At 40.3% G+C, this 15,025-nt stretch carries 17 protein-coding genes; 14 read left to right on the plus strand and 3 right to left on the minus strand.

Going from position 1 to position 15,025, the window contains the following annotated elements; translation table 11 throughout:
• Positions 1-51 precede the first annotated feature (51 nt).
• Together HM131_RS07795 and HM131_RS07800 are read left to right on the plus strand one after the other, a co-directional pair.
• On the plus strand, positions 52-1,665 hold the full coding sequence (locus tag HM131_RS07795) for a putative polysaccharide biosynthesis protein (protein ID WP_085029227.1): 1,614 nt from the start codon (positions 52-54) through the stop codon (positions 1,663-1,665).
• 16 nt (positions 1,666-1,681) lie between these two features.
• Positions 1,682-2,404 carry a pseudouridine synthase gene (locus HM131_RS07800; protein WP_085029228.1) on the plus strand — a complete coding sequence of 241 codons (723 nt, stop codon included), beginning with the start codon at positions 1,682-1,684 and terminating at the stop codon, positions 2,402-2,404.
• A 220-nt stretch (positions 2,405-2,624) separates the two neighbouring features.
• On the opposite strand, the gene HM131_RS07805 is transcribed toward HM131_RS07800, so the two are convergent.
• Positions 2,625-2,843 (minus strand): HTH domain-containing protein, encoded by a 219-nt coding sequence (locus HM131_RS07805; RefSeq protein WP_085029229.1) that lies wholly within the window; start codon positions 2,841-2,843, stop codon positions 2,625-2,627.
• A 161-nt stretch (positions 2,844-3,004) separates the two neighbouring features.
• Between HM131_RS07805 and HM131_RS07810 the strand changes: the two genes are divergently transcribed.
• The 9 genes from HM131_RS07810 (at position 3,005) to HM131_RS07850 (ending at position 10,754) form a co-directional block, all read left to right on the plus strand.
• Positions 3,005-4,030: a potassium channel family protein gene (locus HM131_RS07810; protein ID WP_085029230.1), complete on the plus strand. Its 1,026-nt coding sequence runs from the start codon at positions 3,005-3,007 to the stop codon at positions 4,028-4,030.
• Entirely contained in the window at positions 4,027-5,409 is a 1,383-nt protein-coding gene (gene pepV, locus HM131_RS07815; protein WP_085029231.1) for a dipeptidase PepV, read from the plus strand. The genes HM131_RS07810 and pepV overlap by 4 nt, the downstream gene beginning before the upstream one ends.
• 24 nt (positions 5,410-5,433) lie before the next feature.
• Positions 5,434-6,615, plus strand: a complete 1,182-nt coding sequence (locus HM131_RS07820) for an MFS transporter (protein WP_085029232.1) — start codon at positions 5,434-5,436, stop codon at positions 6,613-6,615.
• Positions 6,612-7,172, plus strand: a complete 561-nt coding sequence (gene thpR, locus HM131_RS07825) for an RNA 2',3'-cyclic phosphodiesterase (protein WP_085029233.1) — start codon at positions 6,612-6,614, stop codon at positions 7,170-7,172. The genes HM131_RS07820 and thpR overlap by 4 nt, the downstream gene beginning before the upstream one ends.
• A 3-nt stretch (positions 7,173-7,175) precedes the next feature.
• Positions 7,176-7,427 carry a hypothetical protein gene (locus HM131_RS20895; protein WP_085029234.1) on the plus strand — a complete coding sequence of 84 codons (252 nt, stop codon included), beginning with the start codon at positions 7,176-7,178 and terminating at the stop codon, positions 7,425-7,427.
• Positions 7,428-7,570: 143 nt separating this feature from the next.
• Positions 7,571-7,816 (plus strand): hypothetical protein, encoded by a 246-nt coding sequence (locus tag HM131_RS07835; RefSeq protein WP_232324897.1) that lies wholly within the window; start codon positions 7,571-7,573, stop codon positions 7,814-7,816.
• A gap of 7 nt (positions 7,817-7,823) precedes the next feature.
• Positions 7,824-8,096 carry a hypothetical protein gene (locus HM131_RS07840; protein ID WP_085029236.1) on the plus strand — a complete coding sequence of 91 codons (273 nt, stop codon included), beginning with the start codon at positions 7,824-7,826 and terminating at the stop codon, positions 8,094-8,096.
• 765 nt (positions 8,097-8,861) lie between these two features.
• Positions 8,862-9,791, plus strand: coding sequence for a diacylglycerol/lipid kinase family protein (locus tag HM131_RS07845; protein WP_085029237.1), 930 nt, complete (start codon positions 8,862-8,864; stop codon positions 9,789-9,791).
• Between the two features lie 156 nt (positions 9,792-9,947).
• Positions 9,948-10,754: a phosphotransferase family protein gene (locus HM131_RS07850; protein ID WP_198162769.1), complete on the plus strand. Its 807-nt coding sequence runs from the start codon at positions 9,948-9,950 to the stop codon at positions 10,752-10,754.
• A gap of 596 nt (positions 10,755-11,350) precedes the next feature.
• Here the strand turns inward: HM131_RS07850 and HM131_RS20900 are convergent.
• Positions 11,351-11,518, minus strand: a complete 168-nt coding sequence (locus HM131_RS20900) for a hypothetical protein (protein ID WP_198162740.1) — start codon at positions 11,516-11,518, stop codon at positions 11,351-11,353.
• Positions 11,519-11,779: 261 nt separating this feature from the next.
• Between HM131_RS20900 and trmB the strand changes: the two genes are divergently transcribed.
• Positions 11,780-12,424: a tRNA (guanosine(46)-N7)-methyltransferase TrmB gene (gene trmB / locus HM131_RS07855; RefSeq protein ID WP_085029238.1), complete on the plus strand. Its 645-nt coding sequence runs from the start codon at positions 11,780-11,782 to the stop codon at positions 12,422-12,424.
• 68 nt (positions 12,425-12,492) lie between these two features.
• Positions 12,493-13,350 (plus strand): YtnP family quorum-quenching lactonase, encoded by an 858-nt coding sequence (locus HM131_RS07860; RefSeq protein ID WP_085029239.1) that lies wholly within the window; start codon positions 12,493-12,495, stop codon positions 13,348-13,350.
• Between the two features lie 44 nt (positions 13,351-13,394).
• On the opposite strand, the gene HM131_RS07865 is transcribed toward HM131_RS07860, so the two are convergent.
• A complete protein-coding gene (locus HM131_RS07865) occupies positions 13,395-13,712 on the minus strand; it encodes a PepSY domain-containing protein (RefSeq protein ID WP_085029240.1) in 318 nt (105 codons plus the stop codon).
• A 152-nt stretch (positions 13,713-13,864) separates the two neighbouring features.
• Between HM131_RS07865 and HM131_RS07870 the strand changes: the two genes are divergently transcribed.
• Positions 13,865-14,932, plus strand: coding sequence for a M42 family metallopeptidase (locus tag HM131_RS07870; protein ID WP_085029241.1), 1,068 nt, complete (start codon positions 13,865-13,867; stop codon positions 14,930-14,932).
• Positions 14,933-15,025: the final 93 nt, after the last annotated feature.

Here is a 15,025-nt window from a genome sequence, read left to right on the forward strand (position 1 = left end):
TAAAATAGATGAGGTCGAATCTACAACAAAATTGAAGGTGAATAGATAAATATGTCGAAGCTTCTTAAAGGAACCATGTTATTAACAGCAGGAACTTTTTTATCCAAGTTTCTTGGAATGATTTATACTGTTCCATTTGAAAATATGGTAGGGGAAGAAGGGACGGATCTTTTCTCTGTCGCTTATATTCCCTACAGTATTTTACTTAGTTTATCGAGTATGGGGGTACCTGTAGCTGTCTCCAAATTTGTATCTAAGTATAACAGTCTTGGTGATTATGAGACAGGCAGGAGAATGCTAAAGGCTGGTATTCAACTCATGGCTGTCACGGGTGTGATCGCATTTCTTCTCTTATTCTTTTCAGCAGAAGAAGTGGCAGCTAGAACATTCGGTGCGGATAGCGGCCTCGTTGAGGACGGAGCGATGGTTATTCGAATGGTGAGCTTCGCTCTGCTTGTCATTCCACCCATGAGTATTACTCGAGGGTTTTTCCAAGGATATGAATCGATGGCACCTACAGCCGTCTCACAAGTTATTGAACAAATTGTAAGAATTGTGTTCTTGCTTGTTTCAGTCTTCATTATTATTCAAATCATGCAAGGGGAGCTTGCCCAGGCCATCGGGTTTGCCACTTTTGCCGCATTTGTCGGTGGGATCGCATCATGCATTACCCTTTTCGTATACTGGAGAAAAAGAAAACCCTATCTGGACAGGCAGCTGGCCGCGCAAGAATTTACTTATGGTCTATCATCTAAAGAGATGTTCAAAGAATTATTCAGCTATGCGGGTCCATTTATTTTAGTTGGAATTGCTACACCGCTTTATCAATTGATCGATCAGTTTACGTTCTTCAAAGCAATGGATGCAGCTGGATTAGGAGAACGCGCAAATGGTGCTTTTTCAGCCATGAACTTTCTTAGTCATAAGCTGGTCATGATTCCCGTTACATTTGGTATTGGACTATCCTTAGCGCTTTTACCTGCGATTACGCAATCCTTTACGAATAAAAAAATGACGCAATTGAACCATCAAGTAAATCAGGCGCTGCAAATTATTGCACTCATTATTATTCCAGCTGTTGTCGGGCTTTCTGTGGTTGCGATTGAAGCATATGGCACATTCTATGGTGTAGAAAATGTAACCTTTAAAGGGAACCTGCTGCGCTGGTATGCACCAGTCGGCCTCTTTTTAGCTTTGTACACCGTCACATCGTCTATCCTCCAAGGAATCAACCGCCAGAATTTTGCTGTTATCAGTTTAGGAACAGGAATTCTATTGAAGCTTGCTTTCAACTGGTGGTTTATTCAAATGTACGGTGCTAAAGGAGCGATAATCGCTACAGGTTTTGGTGTAGCCGCAGCTGTCATATTGAATTTTTGGCGGATTTTCTCAAGTATTGAGTTTTCCTATCAGCAATTGTTCAAAAGGACTTTGCTCATTTCCATTCTTACAACAATTATGGCTCTTAGCGTATTTGCTATGAAATGGTTATTAGGATTCTTCTTTGATCCAATTGAAAAACGAATCGATGCGTTAATCGTCTTGATCCTTAGTATTGGTTTTGGAGGAGCCGTGTATTTCTGGCTTACCTATCAAACGACTCTGCTAGAGCGTGTTCTTGGAGGACGTGTTCGCATCTTAGATAAATTTTTGAAACGCCGGTAAAGGAGGCTTTCCAACAATGAGGATTGATAAACTCTTAGCTAATATGGGTTATGGAACACGTAAAGAAGTGAAGGCTTTATTAAAAGGTGGAAATGTCCGGGTGAACGGTGAACCGGAAAAAAGTGCAAAAACACATATAGATCCTGAGAAGGACTCGGTTACAGTAATGGGAGAAGAAGTTGAATATAGAGAATTCATCTATTTAATGATGAATAAGCCGGGGGATCTCATTTCAGCTACAGAGGATGCGAATGAGATGACGGTTATTGACATTCTTCAGCCAGAGGATTATATATTTGATCCTTTTCCTGTCGGCAGACTGGATAAAGATACAGAAGGCTTATTGCTAATTACAAATGACGGTCAACTGAACCATCGTCTAACGTCTCCGAAGAAAGATGTTGGAAAAACATACTATGCACAAATCGATGGAAGAGTAACGGAAGAGGATGTAGAGAAATTTTCTAAAGGCGTGACTCTGGACGACGGTTATAAGACGAAGCCAGGCCAGCTTAAGGTACTAACTTCTGGTGAAATATCTGAAATCGAATTGACGATTACCGAAGGAAAATTCCATCAAGTGAAGCGGATGTTTGAAGCAGTGGGTAAAAAAGTAACGTATTTAAAACGAGTTTCTATGGGAGAACTAAAGTTGGATCCTGAACTCGAATTAGGAGAATATCGTGAATTGACAGATGAAGAAGTTGAATACTTGAAATCAATGACAAATTTAGATTGAAGAACTGAGGCGCATGCACACTGCGAGCCCAGACACACATAAGCAAAACGGCCGGAGGAAGGTGGTCTTTCCTTCTGCAGAACGGGTTGCTCCCCTCAAGTGGGGAGGGGTGCTGGAGGTGGATGTCGCTGATCAGGACAAAAAATCCATGCTCAGAAACTTTATAATTTCCTAGCCAATAAAAAACACCCGGAAGCGATTCCGGGTGATCTATTATCATTTATGATATTTTAACTTTTTTTTCAGTAATGGTCCACTTTCCACGATTAGGACTTGCTACAAGTCCGTTATATTCCAGAATACTAAGGTCTCTTTGCATCGTTCGATCGGTAATGCCGAACTCATCTGCTAACTCGTTCGTCGAGACTGTTCCTCGGTCTTTAATAAAGAGGTAGACAGCTTTAATGCGGTTGAGCATGCGGGATGATGGATGATTCAAAAAACCACTCCTTAATTTTCTTAACTTGGAATTTGTGGTGCCAGTGAATCTATGAAGTTGGTTCCATTCTACAATAGAGTATAAATGAGTGCTATATTTAAGTACTGATTTTACAGATAATTCACTGAATTTACAAGAACTTAAAGATTGGAGGGAAATAATTGGTACTTATTAGAAGACTTCTAATGAAAATGGTTAAAATTAACAACACTGTATTGTTTCTATCAAGCGCCTTTCTTGTGATTTTATCCTCTATTTTAATCGTTTTAGTGGAAAATGATACGTTTCCAACACTTTTTGACGGGTTCTGGTGGGTAATGACAACAGTGACTACTGTCGGATACGGAGATTATTACCCTGTTTCTGTAGCAGGGAGAGTCATTGCTATTATTTTATACGTGGTTGGAATTGGTTTGATTGGGGTAGTGATTGGGAAAATCATCGACGGTCTTGCTGCCTTTAGAAAAAAACGCTTGGAGGGTGATATTGTGTATAAAGGTTCGGGACATTTCATCATAATTGGCTGGTCACACAAAGCGCAGTTTGCTGTCAAAGAAATTTTGGAAACAGATGCTAAAGCAGAAGTTGTCATCTTAGACCAATTGAAGGAAGCTCCCCTTTTGGAGGAAAATATTCATTACATAAAAGGCGATGCCTCTGATTTAGCTACATTGGAAAAAGCTAATCTACCTGACGCGAAAGCTGTATTGGTCTTTGCTGACGATCATTTAAATAATGACCAGATGATTGACGGAAAAACCTTGTTGATCGCCTCCTCCATAGAAGCCATTGCTTCAAATGTTCATACGGTCGTGGAAATCATGGAAGAAAAGCACATCAAGAACTTTAAGCACGCCCATATTGATGAATTTATCATCTCAAATGAAACCATTTCCTCACTTGCTGTACGTTCTGCTTTTAGAAAAGGAGTTTCTGAAATTTATGGTCAATTGCTTCGTCGTTCTGTAGGAGAAGACTTGTATCATGTTCCCGTTCATTCCACTTGGAAGACCTATGGTGATGCCTTTCAATCTCTCCTAAAAGATGGGGCTACTCTTATTGCTGATCGAAATGATTTGGCAATCAATCGCAAACTGGATGATGCTCTCCCGGCAGATGCTGAACTTTACGTGGTTTGTGACAATGTGACTTATGAAAAGATTATGAAGAAAGGAGCCCCATCATGAATATGAATCTTCTCAGTCAAGAATATGAACAAGAATTTCTAAATAAAGTTACAAAACTTTTGGAGATTCCGAGTGTGTATGAAGAAAGCGTGAGCTATCCATTTGGAAAGCCAATTGATGACGCTCTTCGTATGATGCTTACCATTGCAGAAAAAGATGGCTTCACTACAAAGAATGTAGACGGACGTGCCGGTCATGTTGAATTTGGTGAAGGTGAGGAAGTGCTTGGAATCCTCGGCCACCTGGACGTAGTCCCAGCAGGTAAAGGCTGGTCAACTCCCCCTTTTGAACCAGTATTAAAAGAAGGGAAACTATATGCCAGAGGAGCTCAGGATGACAAAGGCCCCGTAATGGCTGCTTATATCGCTATGAAAATTCTTAAGGATCAGGGGTTTAAACCTAAGAAGCGCATCCGTTTGATTGTAGGTACGGATGAAGAAAGAGATTGGAAAGGAATGGAGTATTACTTCGCAAGAGAAGAGATGCCTGCATTCGGTTTCTCACCTGATGCCACATTCCCTGTCATTCATGCGGAAAAAGGGTTGCTAGACTTTTATATGACTTACAACTTGAATCAAGAAACAGATTCCACTTCTGATGCAGAACTCCTTAAAATCACTGGGGGAGATCGGCTGAATATGGTTCCTGATGAAGCTTTTGCGCTAGTTCGGTCAGATAAGGAATTATACACTCATTTCCATGAGTTTCTGCGGGATCATGGACTAGAAGGTACGCTTGAAAAGAGCCACGAGGAGAACACGATAATTGTAAAAGGGAAGTCCGTGCACGCCAGCAAGCCAGAGACTGGAGTTAATGCAATCACCGGATTAGTTTCTTACTTACTGACGTTGCCTTTAAGTAAGAAAGATGCTGCTCTGCTCTCTACTATTCAGCAAACTTTTGAAAAAACAGACGGCAGCGGGCTGCAGTTGGAACAGACTGATAATGAATCTGGGCCTCTAACGATGAACGTTGGTTCTATTGAATGGAACAGGAATCAATGTCAGGTAGGGGTGAATCTGAGGTACCCTGTCACAGCAGACCCTGAGGGGATTTTGTCAACTCTTCGAAAGGCTGCACACGAAAATCTAGGAGAATTGGAAGTCTACGATCATTTGAGGGCTCTTTATATAGATAAAGACCATCATTTTGTCCAAACACTGCTTCGTGTCTATAATGACGCAACGGGAGAAGAAGAGTCTGCAATTTCGATTGGAGGAGCTACATACGCACGAGCACTTAAAGCTGGTGTTGCCTATGGTGCGCTATTTGCTTCTAGTCCTGATACGGCTCACCAAAACGATGAACATGTACTTCTTTCAGATATGATAAAAGCGATTGAAATTTACGCTGCTTCCATCTATGAATTGACGAAATAACAGAAATTAGAGAGGTTCACCAATATGTCGCATCCATCTGTAGAAAGAACTTATCGATTCATTCAAATGTTTTATTTTTTTACATTTTTTAGCTTTGGAGCATTATTCCCTTTGCTTTCCGTTTTTTTAGAGGAAGAGAAGGGACTCAACCATACACAGATTGGAATAGTCATCGCAGCCTTACCGTTAGTCACGATCTTCATTCAACCCATATGGGGAATGATCAGTGACTACACAAGGAGACCCAAAAAGCTGCTAATGATTGCAGCATTAGCTGCAAGTATACTAGGCTGGTTTTATCCAGTCCTGCAAGTTTTCCCCGTTCTATTGATTGGTATTATCAGTATAGCCATATTTCAGTCTGGAATCGTTCCGCTATCAGACAGCCTGTCTTTGAATTTTGTTCAAAAAAACGGGAAAGAATATGGCAATATCCGTTTATGGGGAGCGGTGGGATTTGCAGTATCGGTGTTCATCTTAGGAAGGGTAACAGAGGCAACAGGTTCACTCGATTGGATCTTTTATTTCTTTTCTTCTGGACTTCTATTATGCTTAATTGCGCTGCTTCAATTTCCTAAGAGAGCCGATGAAGTAACGGTTTCCTTCCGTGCAGGCTTAAAGGTTCTTGTAAGACAAAAACCATTCTTGTTGTTTTTAGTTTCAAACTTCTTAATATTTGGACCGGTCTTAGCGAACAATTATTATTTTGGAACGTTCATCCTTTCAGTTGGAGGGACCTTATCAGGCGTAGGAATTGCTTTCTTACTTGCGGCTGGAAGCGAAGCGCCCTTTATGAAGTTCTCTCAGCAGGTCATCAATCGATTTGGCGTTCTTTCTGTCATTATGATCAGTGCTTTCGTCTCTTGTGTGAGATGGTTTTTGTATTTTTTTGAGCCTTCCAGTGAGGTGGTGTATGCCACGACGATTGTACAAGGGATATCTGTTGGACTTTACATTCCAGCAGCTCTAATTCTTGTCAGGGAATTAGCTCCAGATAATGTACGGGCAACGGCTGTTGGACTTTATTCCGCAGTAGGAAATGGACTGGGAAATGCATTCTTTACCTTTATTGGAGGCGTGTTGATTGACCTCTGGAGCGTCACAGGGATGTATGGGTTCTTTGCTGGAATGACATTCATAGGCATTCTGCTGGTTATGGCTGTTTCTAGGTGGACGAATTTATCAAGTAAGGAGGAAGTAGCGTGACAGCGCACTATTTTATTGGTATCAAAGTGGACAAATCTATAAGAGCTAAATTGACTGAATGGCAAAATGTGCTTGCAGATTCGATGAACTATAAAGATTGGACGTGTGAAGAAGACTTTCATATAACATTAAAGTTCTTAGGAGGCTGTTCCGATAAAACCATTGAGACGTATAAAAACAAGTTGATGAATGAGGATTGGACAGGAGCCTTCCAGATAACCATCGGTCCAGCTGGTTATTTTGGTAATCCGAAACAACCGCGTGTCTTTTATGCTGATGCTGAAAAGCCAAAAGAATTAGAAGTAATCAAATTAGAAATTGAGAAAATAGGAAGCGAGCTTGGCTTCCAACCGGAACGAAGAACGTATCGCCCACACGTAACTTTGGCAAAAAAGAATGCTGAAGGTAAGTCTCCTCTTGCTCTTGAAAATTATGATCCTTTATTGGATGAATCTTATTCCATGTTAATCGATCATTTTTCCATCTTCCGTATTCATCCGCAGCAAAAGCCTAAATATGAAGAGATTGCCCATATCCCCCTGAATAAGGAAATGTAAAGGGTGGCTCAATTAATCAAGCTGCAGGATTATATTTCTAGATACGAAACAAGCATTTACCAATATCCATCTCAATTTATACGTTTAAAAAGAGAGAACTGGAGTAAATTTCAACACTTATTTGAGCAAGGCTTACTAGAAGAAGACGTGGAAGAGCTAGAGGGAGAAGTGACAGCAAAAAAGAGTAAGGGTATTTCGCGACTTTTTGAAAAAAGCAGCCCACAGCTCCTAATGAAGAACAGAGGTCGCTTCTAACGAAAACTGAAGGTCCAAGGAGTGAAGAAGAATTAAAGAGGCGTTTTTTAGATGATCTCTTTCCTTTTCAATTGAAATGGGCTTCAACTACATTGCGTGAAAAGTCCTTTATTGATCGTGGCTTTTATCATGATGAAAATTTGATGAGGCTTTTACAAAGAATTCCTGATACTTATTTCCTCGTGTATAAACCGATTGTAGAACTAAGAAAAGCAAGTATGGAAGCAGAAACGATTCTTATAGGGCCTTTTGGTATTGAAATTATTTATGAATTGAACCTTCTACGAGGAACAAAGATTTACCCGATGCATGAAAAAAGCTGGTATAAGGAACAAGAAGGAGCCTATTCAAAAATCTTGAGTCCGATGATTGCTTTAAAACAGAGCTGAAACGTATGTGAAAAGCGTATTAGATACGTATCATTTGGATTTTCCATACCGAAAAGTCGTTCTTGCACCTGAACTATCGTTTCAACATACCTTTTTTCCTTATCACACGGACTATATCGGGAACGAACAGTATGATGATTGGCTGAAGGACAAAAGAAAGGTCAAGTCACCCCTGAAGCACAAACAGCTTAAAGCAGCAGAAGTGCTATTGAAGCACAGTCAGACTACCTATGTGAAAAGACCGGCATGGGACGTGGAAAAGGGGCTTATGGAAGAATAAGCTTCTTTTTAGATGACGGTTTAGGCTTTCCTAAAAAAACCTTGGCCAAATTCTACTCCTAAGTTCTGCAGCCATACCCACTCCTCTTCTGTTTCACTTCCTTCTGCAAGGAAGTAGATCTATAGCTTTGCAGCTGGGTTCATAACTTGATGTGAAAATTGTTGATTCTTTTTATTTTTATGGTAATTGTGAATAAATTGACGGTCAATCTTCAGATAATCAGCCTTTTATTAAACTGAGCATCTCAAGAGTACTATAACCTGTACCTACATCATCAAAGAGCTACTTTAACTCCAGATGTTTTATATGTATCTAGAATTGATTTTAAGTGGTGGACATCTGAAATTTTTTCTGCCCATCCAACATGGATTGTAAGCCTGATCGTTGAGCGTAATGAAATAAATCCCCTGGATGGATAAGTTGATCTTCAATACGAAGGAAAACCTCATAGTCAGAAATTCTATTTTCTTCCATATAGATGATGGGCTATAAGTATAACGTGAGTGTTCCTTTATGAATGATGTCTGGCATCTCAGGTCTTTTTAGACTTTCATGTAAAAGTTGAATGGATCGGAAAAGATTGTAAGGTTTCTAGATTTATGGTAGGCAGCCAATGGGTTGGAGAATGCTTATTAAACAATGTTTCAAGGGAAAGGTGAAGTTCTTGAGGGGTATGAAGCTAATAAATGATTGCTTCGTTATGATAATAATTAAATAGTAAGAGATTGCATAATGAAATGAAAGTAAAAGTAGGAGATATGTTTGATGAATATTATCATCGTTAATCCTAAAGCTGGATTTGGAAAGGCTCAGAAACTTATCAAAAAAGTGCAGAAGGACCCTTTATATAAGCAAAAAAATTGCCGGGCTTTTTTTACTGAGTATGCTGGTCATGCAGAAAAGATTGCCGAACAGGTTGTACAAATCCATCATGAAACCCTTTCCTGCATTCTAGTAATCGGAGGTGACGGGACATTACATGAAGTCATCAATGGAACAAAAACTAGACCATCCCTACCGATTGGTTTCATTCCAGCTGGGTCAGGGAACGATTTTGGCAGGGGGATAGGATTAAAAAACAAGGGTGTGACTTTATTTCGAAAGATGATAACCCATCCAAAAAAATTGCAGTGTAACCAGGGAGTTTTTGTACCGAATCAACGCGATCAAAGGGGAAAACGTTACTTCGTAAACAGCATAGGCTTTGGCTTTGATGGAGAAATTGTCGCGTTGGCAAACCGTCCGTTATTCAGGAAATGGATGCGAAGACTTCAATTACATAAATTTACTTATACTATTGCACTCCTTCAATTATTGAGAAGGTATAATCCTATTTCTTTTGAATTAATGCTGAATGGGGAAGTGAGAAAATATTCCAATGCGATGATGGTGACCGTAACTAATCATCCATACTATGGGGGAGGAATGAAAATCACCCCTCAAATGGATATCCGTAATTCTGGGTTTCAAGTTCTTGTCATTGACGAGATATCAAAATGGAAAATCCTCGCACTGTTTTTGACCGTTTTCCTCGGATTGCATACGAAACTTAAGGAAGTGAGAGTTTATGAAGCGGAGACGGTAAAGATTTCTTCGCTTGAAACGCTCTCTTATCAAGTGGATGGACAGAGTGGTGAATGCAAAGAATGTGAGATAAGAAAGAGTGGTCGGAAAAGGACCTTCTTTTCGGGGTAAGATAAAACTCTTGAAACTTACGAGAAAGATAAGTTAATCTAATTTAAGGTGCATGGGTAGATACCAAATCTTTTGGAACAGGCCCAAAGTACGATATACTGAAAGACGATAACGACGTGATGTAATGTAATCACAGGAAGATTTGAGGAATTGAAGGTGAATTGGTTGGAACATATTCTTGGAAGTGATTGGACGATTACACCAGCAGGCGGTTCGACAGGAGAAGCCTATTATGCGCAGACAGAGGGGAAGAGATTATTTCTTAAGAGAAATTCTTCTCCGTTTCTTGCTGTCCTTTCTGCCGAGGGAATTGTGCCCAAGCTTGTTTGGACCAAGCGGTTAGAAAACGGTGATGTGATTACTGCACAGGAATGGTTAGAAGGACGCGAGTTGAACCCTGAAGAGATGAAGCACCCACGAGTAGCTGCATTGCTAAGCAAAATTCATCATTCAACAGAACTTCTCGATATGCTTATGAGATTAGGAAAACAGCCATTAACACCGACAGAGATTTTAAAAGATATAAAAGAGAACCAAAATGTATTAAATCAAATAGATCCTAGAATTGAAATTCATCACGCCATCAATTTTCTTGAGAGCCATGTGGATGAAGTGGGCCACGATGTTCATGTTGTTTGCCATTGTGATACAAATCATAACAATTGGCTGCTTTCTTCTTCTGATCAATTGTATTTAATTGATTGGGATAATGCTATGGTTGCTGACCCTGCTCTTGATTTGGGGATGCTGCTTTATTCTTATATACCGGTAGAGAGTTGGCAAGATTGGCTTAAGGAATATGGGACAGAGCCTAAAGAGGATTTATATAATCGAATGGTATGGTATGCGGTTTCGCAAGCTCTTTCTTTTATCCAGTGGCATCAGATGAGAGGCGAATATGACGAATCCTCTATCCGGATGAGGAAGTTGAAAAATATGATGAACGTTCACAATATCTACTGATAAAGTTTTGTACGTAAAAGTTTACTTTCTTCATCAATAGCCTCCTTCGATACTTTTGGAGTGAGTAATGGTGGATGGGAAAACGACTCGCTTTCCGTGGGCATGTGTTGAGCCTCCTCAGACTACGTCTTCCGGGGTCTCACCTATCATGCTCATCCCACAGGAGTCTCGCCGTTTTCCCATCCACCATATGGTATAAAGAGGATCGAAACGATCTCTTCTGGAATGAGGCATTTGCGGACTGGTAATGTCAGGAATTCAGAATTGTTACGGATTTCATTGCGATTATTAGTCAGTTTCAAATTAACGGGATTTCGAGCACCTCCTATGGCAAGGAGCGATGGGAAACGGAGAGAGACTCACGCGGGAGAAGGATTCTAGGCGAGACCCCACAGAGAGCACAGCAAACAAGTAGGCATGCCAGTTCCCCCCACAGGAAAGCGAGTCGTTTCCTAGCCACACCATAATTCTCTCGCAGTAACGAACCCAAGTTATCTCTAAATTTAGCTTTTCAAGATTACTGTTATATACTTTTAACAAAGCTACTAAATAAGATAAAAAAAAGCCGTTGCTAATTTTACTTAGCAACGGTTTTATTAACCTTGGGAGACGGTTGGTGTATATTTTAATTTCTTCTCACGAACTTCAGAACTCATTTTTTCACTTAATTTCTCAAATGGATATATAAATACTGCGTATCCTGCAAAAAGTACAGAGAAAGTGGCTAGCACAGTCATTTCAAACGTTTTTGTAATAAGTTTCATATTTCTGGCTTCACTCCAATTCGTATTAGTATCACACGTTTGATATCGTATCTTAGAAAGCGTTTACAACCCAACCCCCATCATGAACGAAATTTCAGAGTATGTTGGGAATGGAAAGGGTTGTAATTGAATAGCTCATGCATCATCACTAATAGACGGACATAGTCGCTTATTCACCGTTATCCCTTACTTTTTATAAAAACTTTTAAAAACGATCGACTTCATGGTAAGATTTTAACGGTAGGAGGAGGAATTTTAACCATGCGTTTAAGAAATAAACCTTGGGCAGACGACTTTATGAGAGAGAACGATCACATCGTTGTCCAAAACCCTTTTGAATGGAAAGGAAAGTGGAAAGAACTTTTTGATGACCCATCTAAGCCTCTTCACTTGGAGATTGGTTCTGGAAAAGGTCAATTTATTGCCGGCATGAGCAAACAGCATGAGGAGCTCAACTTCATTGGAATTGAACGGGTGAAGAGTGTTATTGTCGGGGCCTTGAAGAAAGTGAAAAATGCCGAGACGAAAAATGCAAGGCTTGTAAACGAAGATGCCGAGGATCTTCGTGATTTATTTGCTTCGAATGAAGTTGATCATATTTACTTGAATTTTTCAGACCCTTGGCCTAAAAATAAGCACGAAAAAAGAAGACTAACATTCCATACATTTTTAGATCAGTATAAAGATGTGCTTGTTCCGGATGGAGAGATTACTCTTAAGACGGATAACAAAGGTTTCTTTGAGTATTCGCTTGTAAGCTTCTCGCAGTACGGCATGATTTTAGAAGATGTATCTGTCGATTTACATGCGGATGAGGACCCTTTAAATGTTCCTACTGAATATGAAGAAAAGTTTTCCGAAAAAGGACAGCCGATCTATCGTTGCAAGGTCCGGTTCAACTCATGATACCGTTTACATTAGCTCTAGTCATTATGGTAGACTAGAGCTATATTTGTATAGAAGGGAATGTTGATATGGAGTCGATGCAGATTGGCCGCGCTAAGTTAACTTGGCTGAATGGCGGAGTCACGCATATGGATGGAGGCGCTATGTTTGGTGTCGTCCCGAAGCCGTTATGGAGTAAAAAGTATCCAGTCAATGATAAAAATCAGATTGAGCTTAGGACGGACCCGATATTAGTAGAGCTGGATGGAAAACGGTTGGTCATAGATTCTGGAATGGGAAACGATAAGCTGACAGACAAACAGAAGCGGAATTTTGGGGTGAAGGAAGAATCGAATATCGACCGGTCTTTAGATGAACTCGGTTTAACGAGAGGGGATATCGATTATGTTCTAATGACTCATCTGCACTTTGACCATGCATGTGGGCTTACGATGTGGGATGGTGAACAACTTGTTCCAACTTTTCCGCATGCAACCATTTATACGAGCGAGACTGAATGGGATGAAATGAGGAACCCTAACATACGATCCAAGAATACTTATTGGGAACAAAATTGGAAGCCCGTTGTTGAGCATGTACATACTTACGACAAGTCTATTGAAGTACTCCCAGGATTACAGATGGTCCACACGAGCGGGCATAGTGATGGTCACTCGATCATTTTGTTTGAAGATGAGGATGAAACTTTCATTCACATGGCGGATATTATGCCTACACACGCTCACCAAAACGTATTATGGGCGTTAGCCTATGATGATTATCCGGTCACATCAGTTCATGAAAAACAGAAATGGATGGGGTTTGGATATGAAAGAAAAGCCTGGTATGTTTTTTACCATGATGCCCATTACAGAGCATTAAAGTTCAATGAGAATGGTGAAGTCATGAACAGTGTGAAAAGACAAACTTATTCATATGAGGATTAAATGAACAAGAGCCTCCGCTTTAAGCGGAGGCTCTTGTGTAAATGTTAAGCAGTGGTTTCAGCTACATCAACGATCGTACCCGTTTCAGTATCAATATAAAATTCAAATTGAGATGTTTCCCCGTCTTGATTTTTGGAAATCCCGCCACGATATACATCGTAGTTGATGCCGTTTTTATTCAGTTCTTCAGGTTTCATGTAAATCCATGACCCGCTGATTGGGCCTTGCTTTTTAAAAGCCTCTTTAGCAATCTTTAATGCTTTTTCAGGCGTAACTCCTTGATTGTTACCTAATTGCTCTTTTACAACATAGCCAGCAAGTGCTCCTACACCAGCAGCTATTGCGACTTTTTTCCAATTCATCGACCAATCACCTCACAACTTATTTCTAATCTTCAGTATACTAAAAATTCCCGTTAAAAGGAAATCAAAACATATCTCCTGCTGTTTTGTAGAAACGTTTTCAAAGTTTCGTTAGAATAGAGGGAGACGTATAAAAAGGAGATGTACATACGATGAATGTAGAAACGAGAGAGCTTTTTAAGACGTTAACGGAATTGCCGGGGGCCCCTGGTAACGAACATCTGGTAAGAAAATTCATGAGACAAGAGCTAGAAAAGTATTCAGATGAAATTGTTCAGGATCGACTTGGTGGCGTATTTGGGCTTCGCGACGGCAAAGGTCCAACGGTGATGGTAGCTGGTCATATGGATGAAGTAGGGTTCATGGTTACTCAAATCACCGATAACGGTATGCTCCGTTTTCAAACGTTGGGCGGATGGTGGAGCCAGGTGCTGCTTGCTCAACGTGTCCAAGTGATAACTGAGGAAGGACCTGTTGTAGGTGTCATTGGCTCCATTCCGCCTCACAATTTAACTCCTGAACAGCGCAAGAAACCGATGGAGATGAAAAATATGCTGATTGATATCGGCGCTGATGACCGTGAAGATGCTAAAGCAATTGGAATTAAACCAGGGCAGCCAATCGTTCCGATTTGTCCATTTACTCCAATGGCCAATGATAAAAAAATGCTGGCAAAAGCTTGGGATAACCGTTATGGTTGTGGACTTTCTATTGAACTTCTTAAAGAACTTCAAAATACGAAACTTCCTAACCAGCTATATTCCGGTGCAACGGTCCAAGAGGAAGTTGGATTAAGAGGAGCGCAAGTGGCTGCGAACATGATTGATCCAGATATCTTTTATGCCCTGGACGCTTCACCGGCAAATGATATGAGCGGTGATAAGAAAGAGTTTGGCCAGTTAGGAAAAGGTGCTTTATTACGTATTCTTGATAAGTCAATGGTTACTCATCGTGGCATTCGAGATTTCATTCTCGATACGGCTGAGAGTCACAATATCCCGTATCAGTACTTTATCTCCCAAGGCGGTACAGATGCAGGAAGAGTACACATTGCGAACAATGGTGTTCCATCTGCTGTGGTAGGCATTTGCTCACGTTATATCCATACTTCTTCCTCAATCATCCATGTCGATGACTATGCTGCTGCTAAAGAATTGCTTGTTCATTTAGTAAAAACAACGGATCAAAATACAGTTGATTTGATTAAAAAGAATGTATAGTTAACTTAAGGTCACGTGATGCTGATTTCAGCAGGCGTGACTTTATGCTATGATGATCAAAAATAGTATGGTAAAAGAGAAAGGTGTATCCTA

The organism is Halobacillus mangrovi (assembly GCF_002097535.1).
In the GTDB taxonomy this organism is placed as follows: domain Bacteria; phylum Bacillota; class Bacilli; order Bacillales; family Halobacillaceae; genus Halobacillus; species Halobacillus mangrovi_A.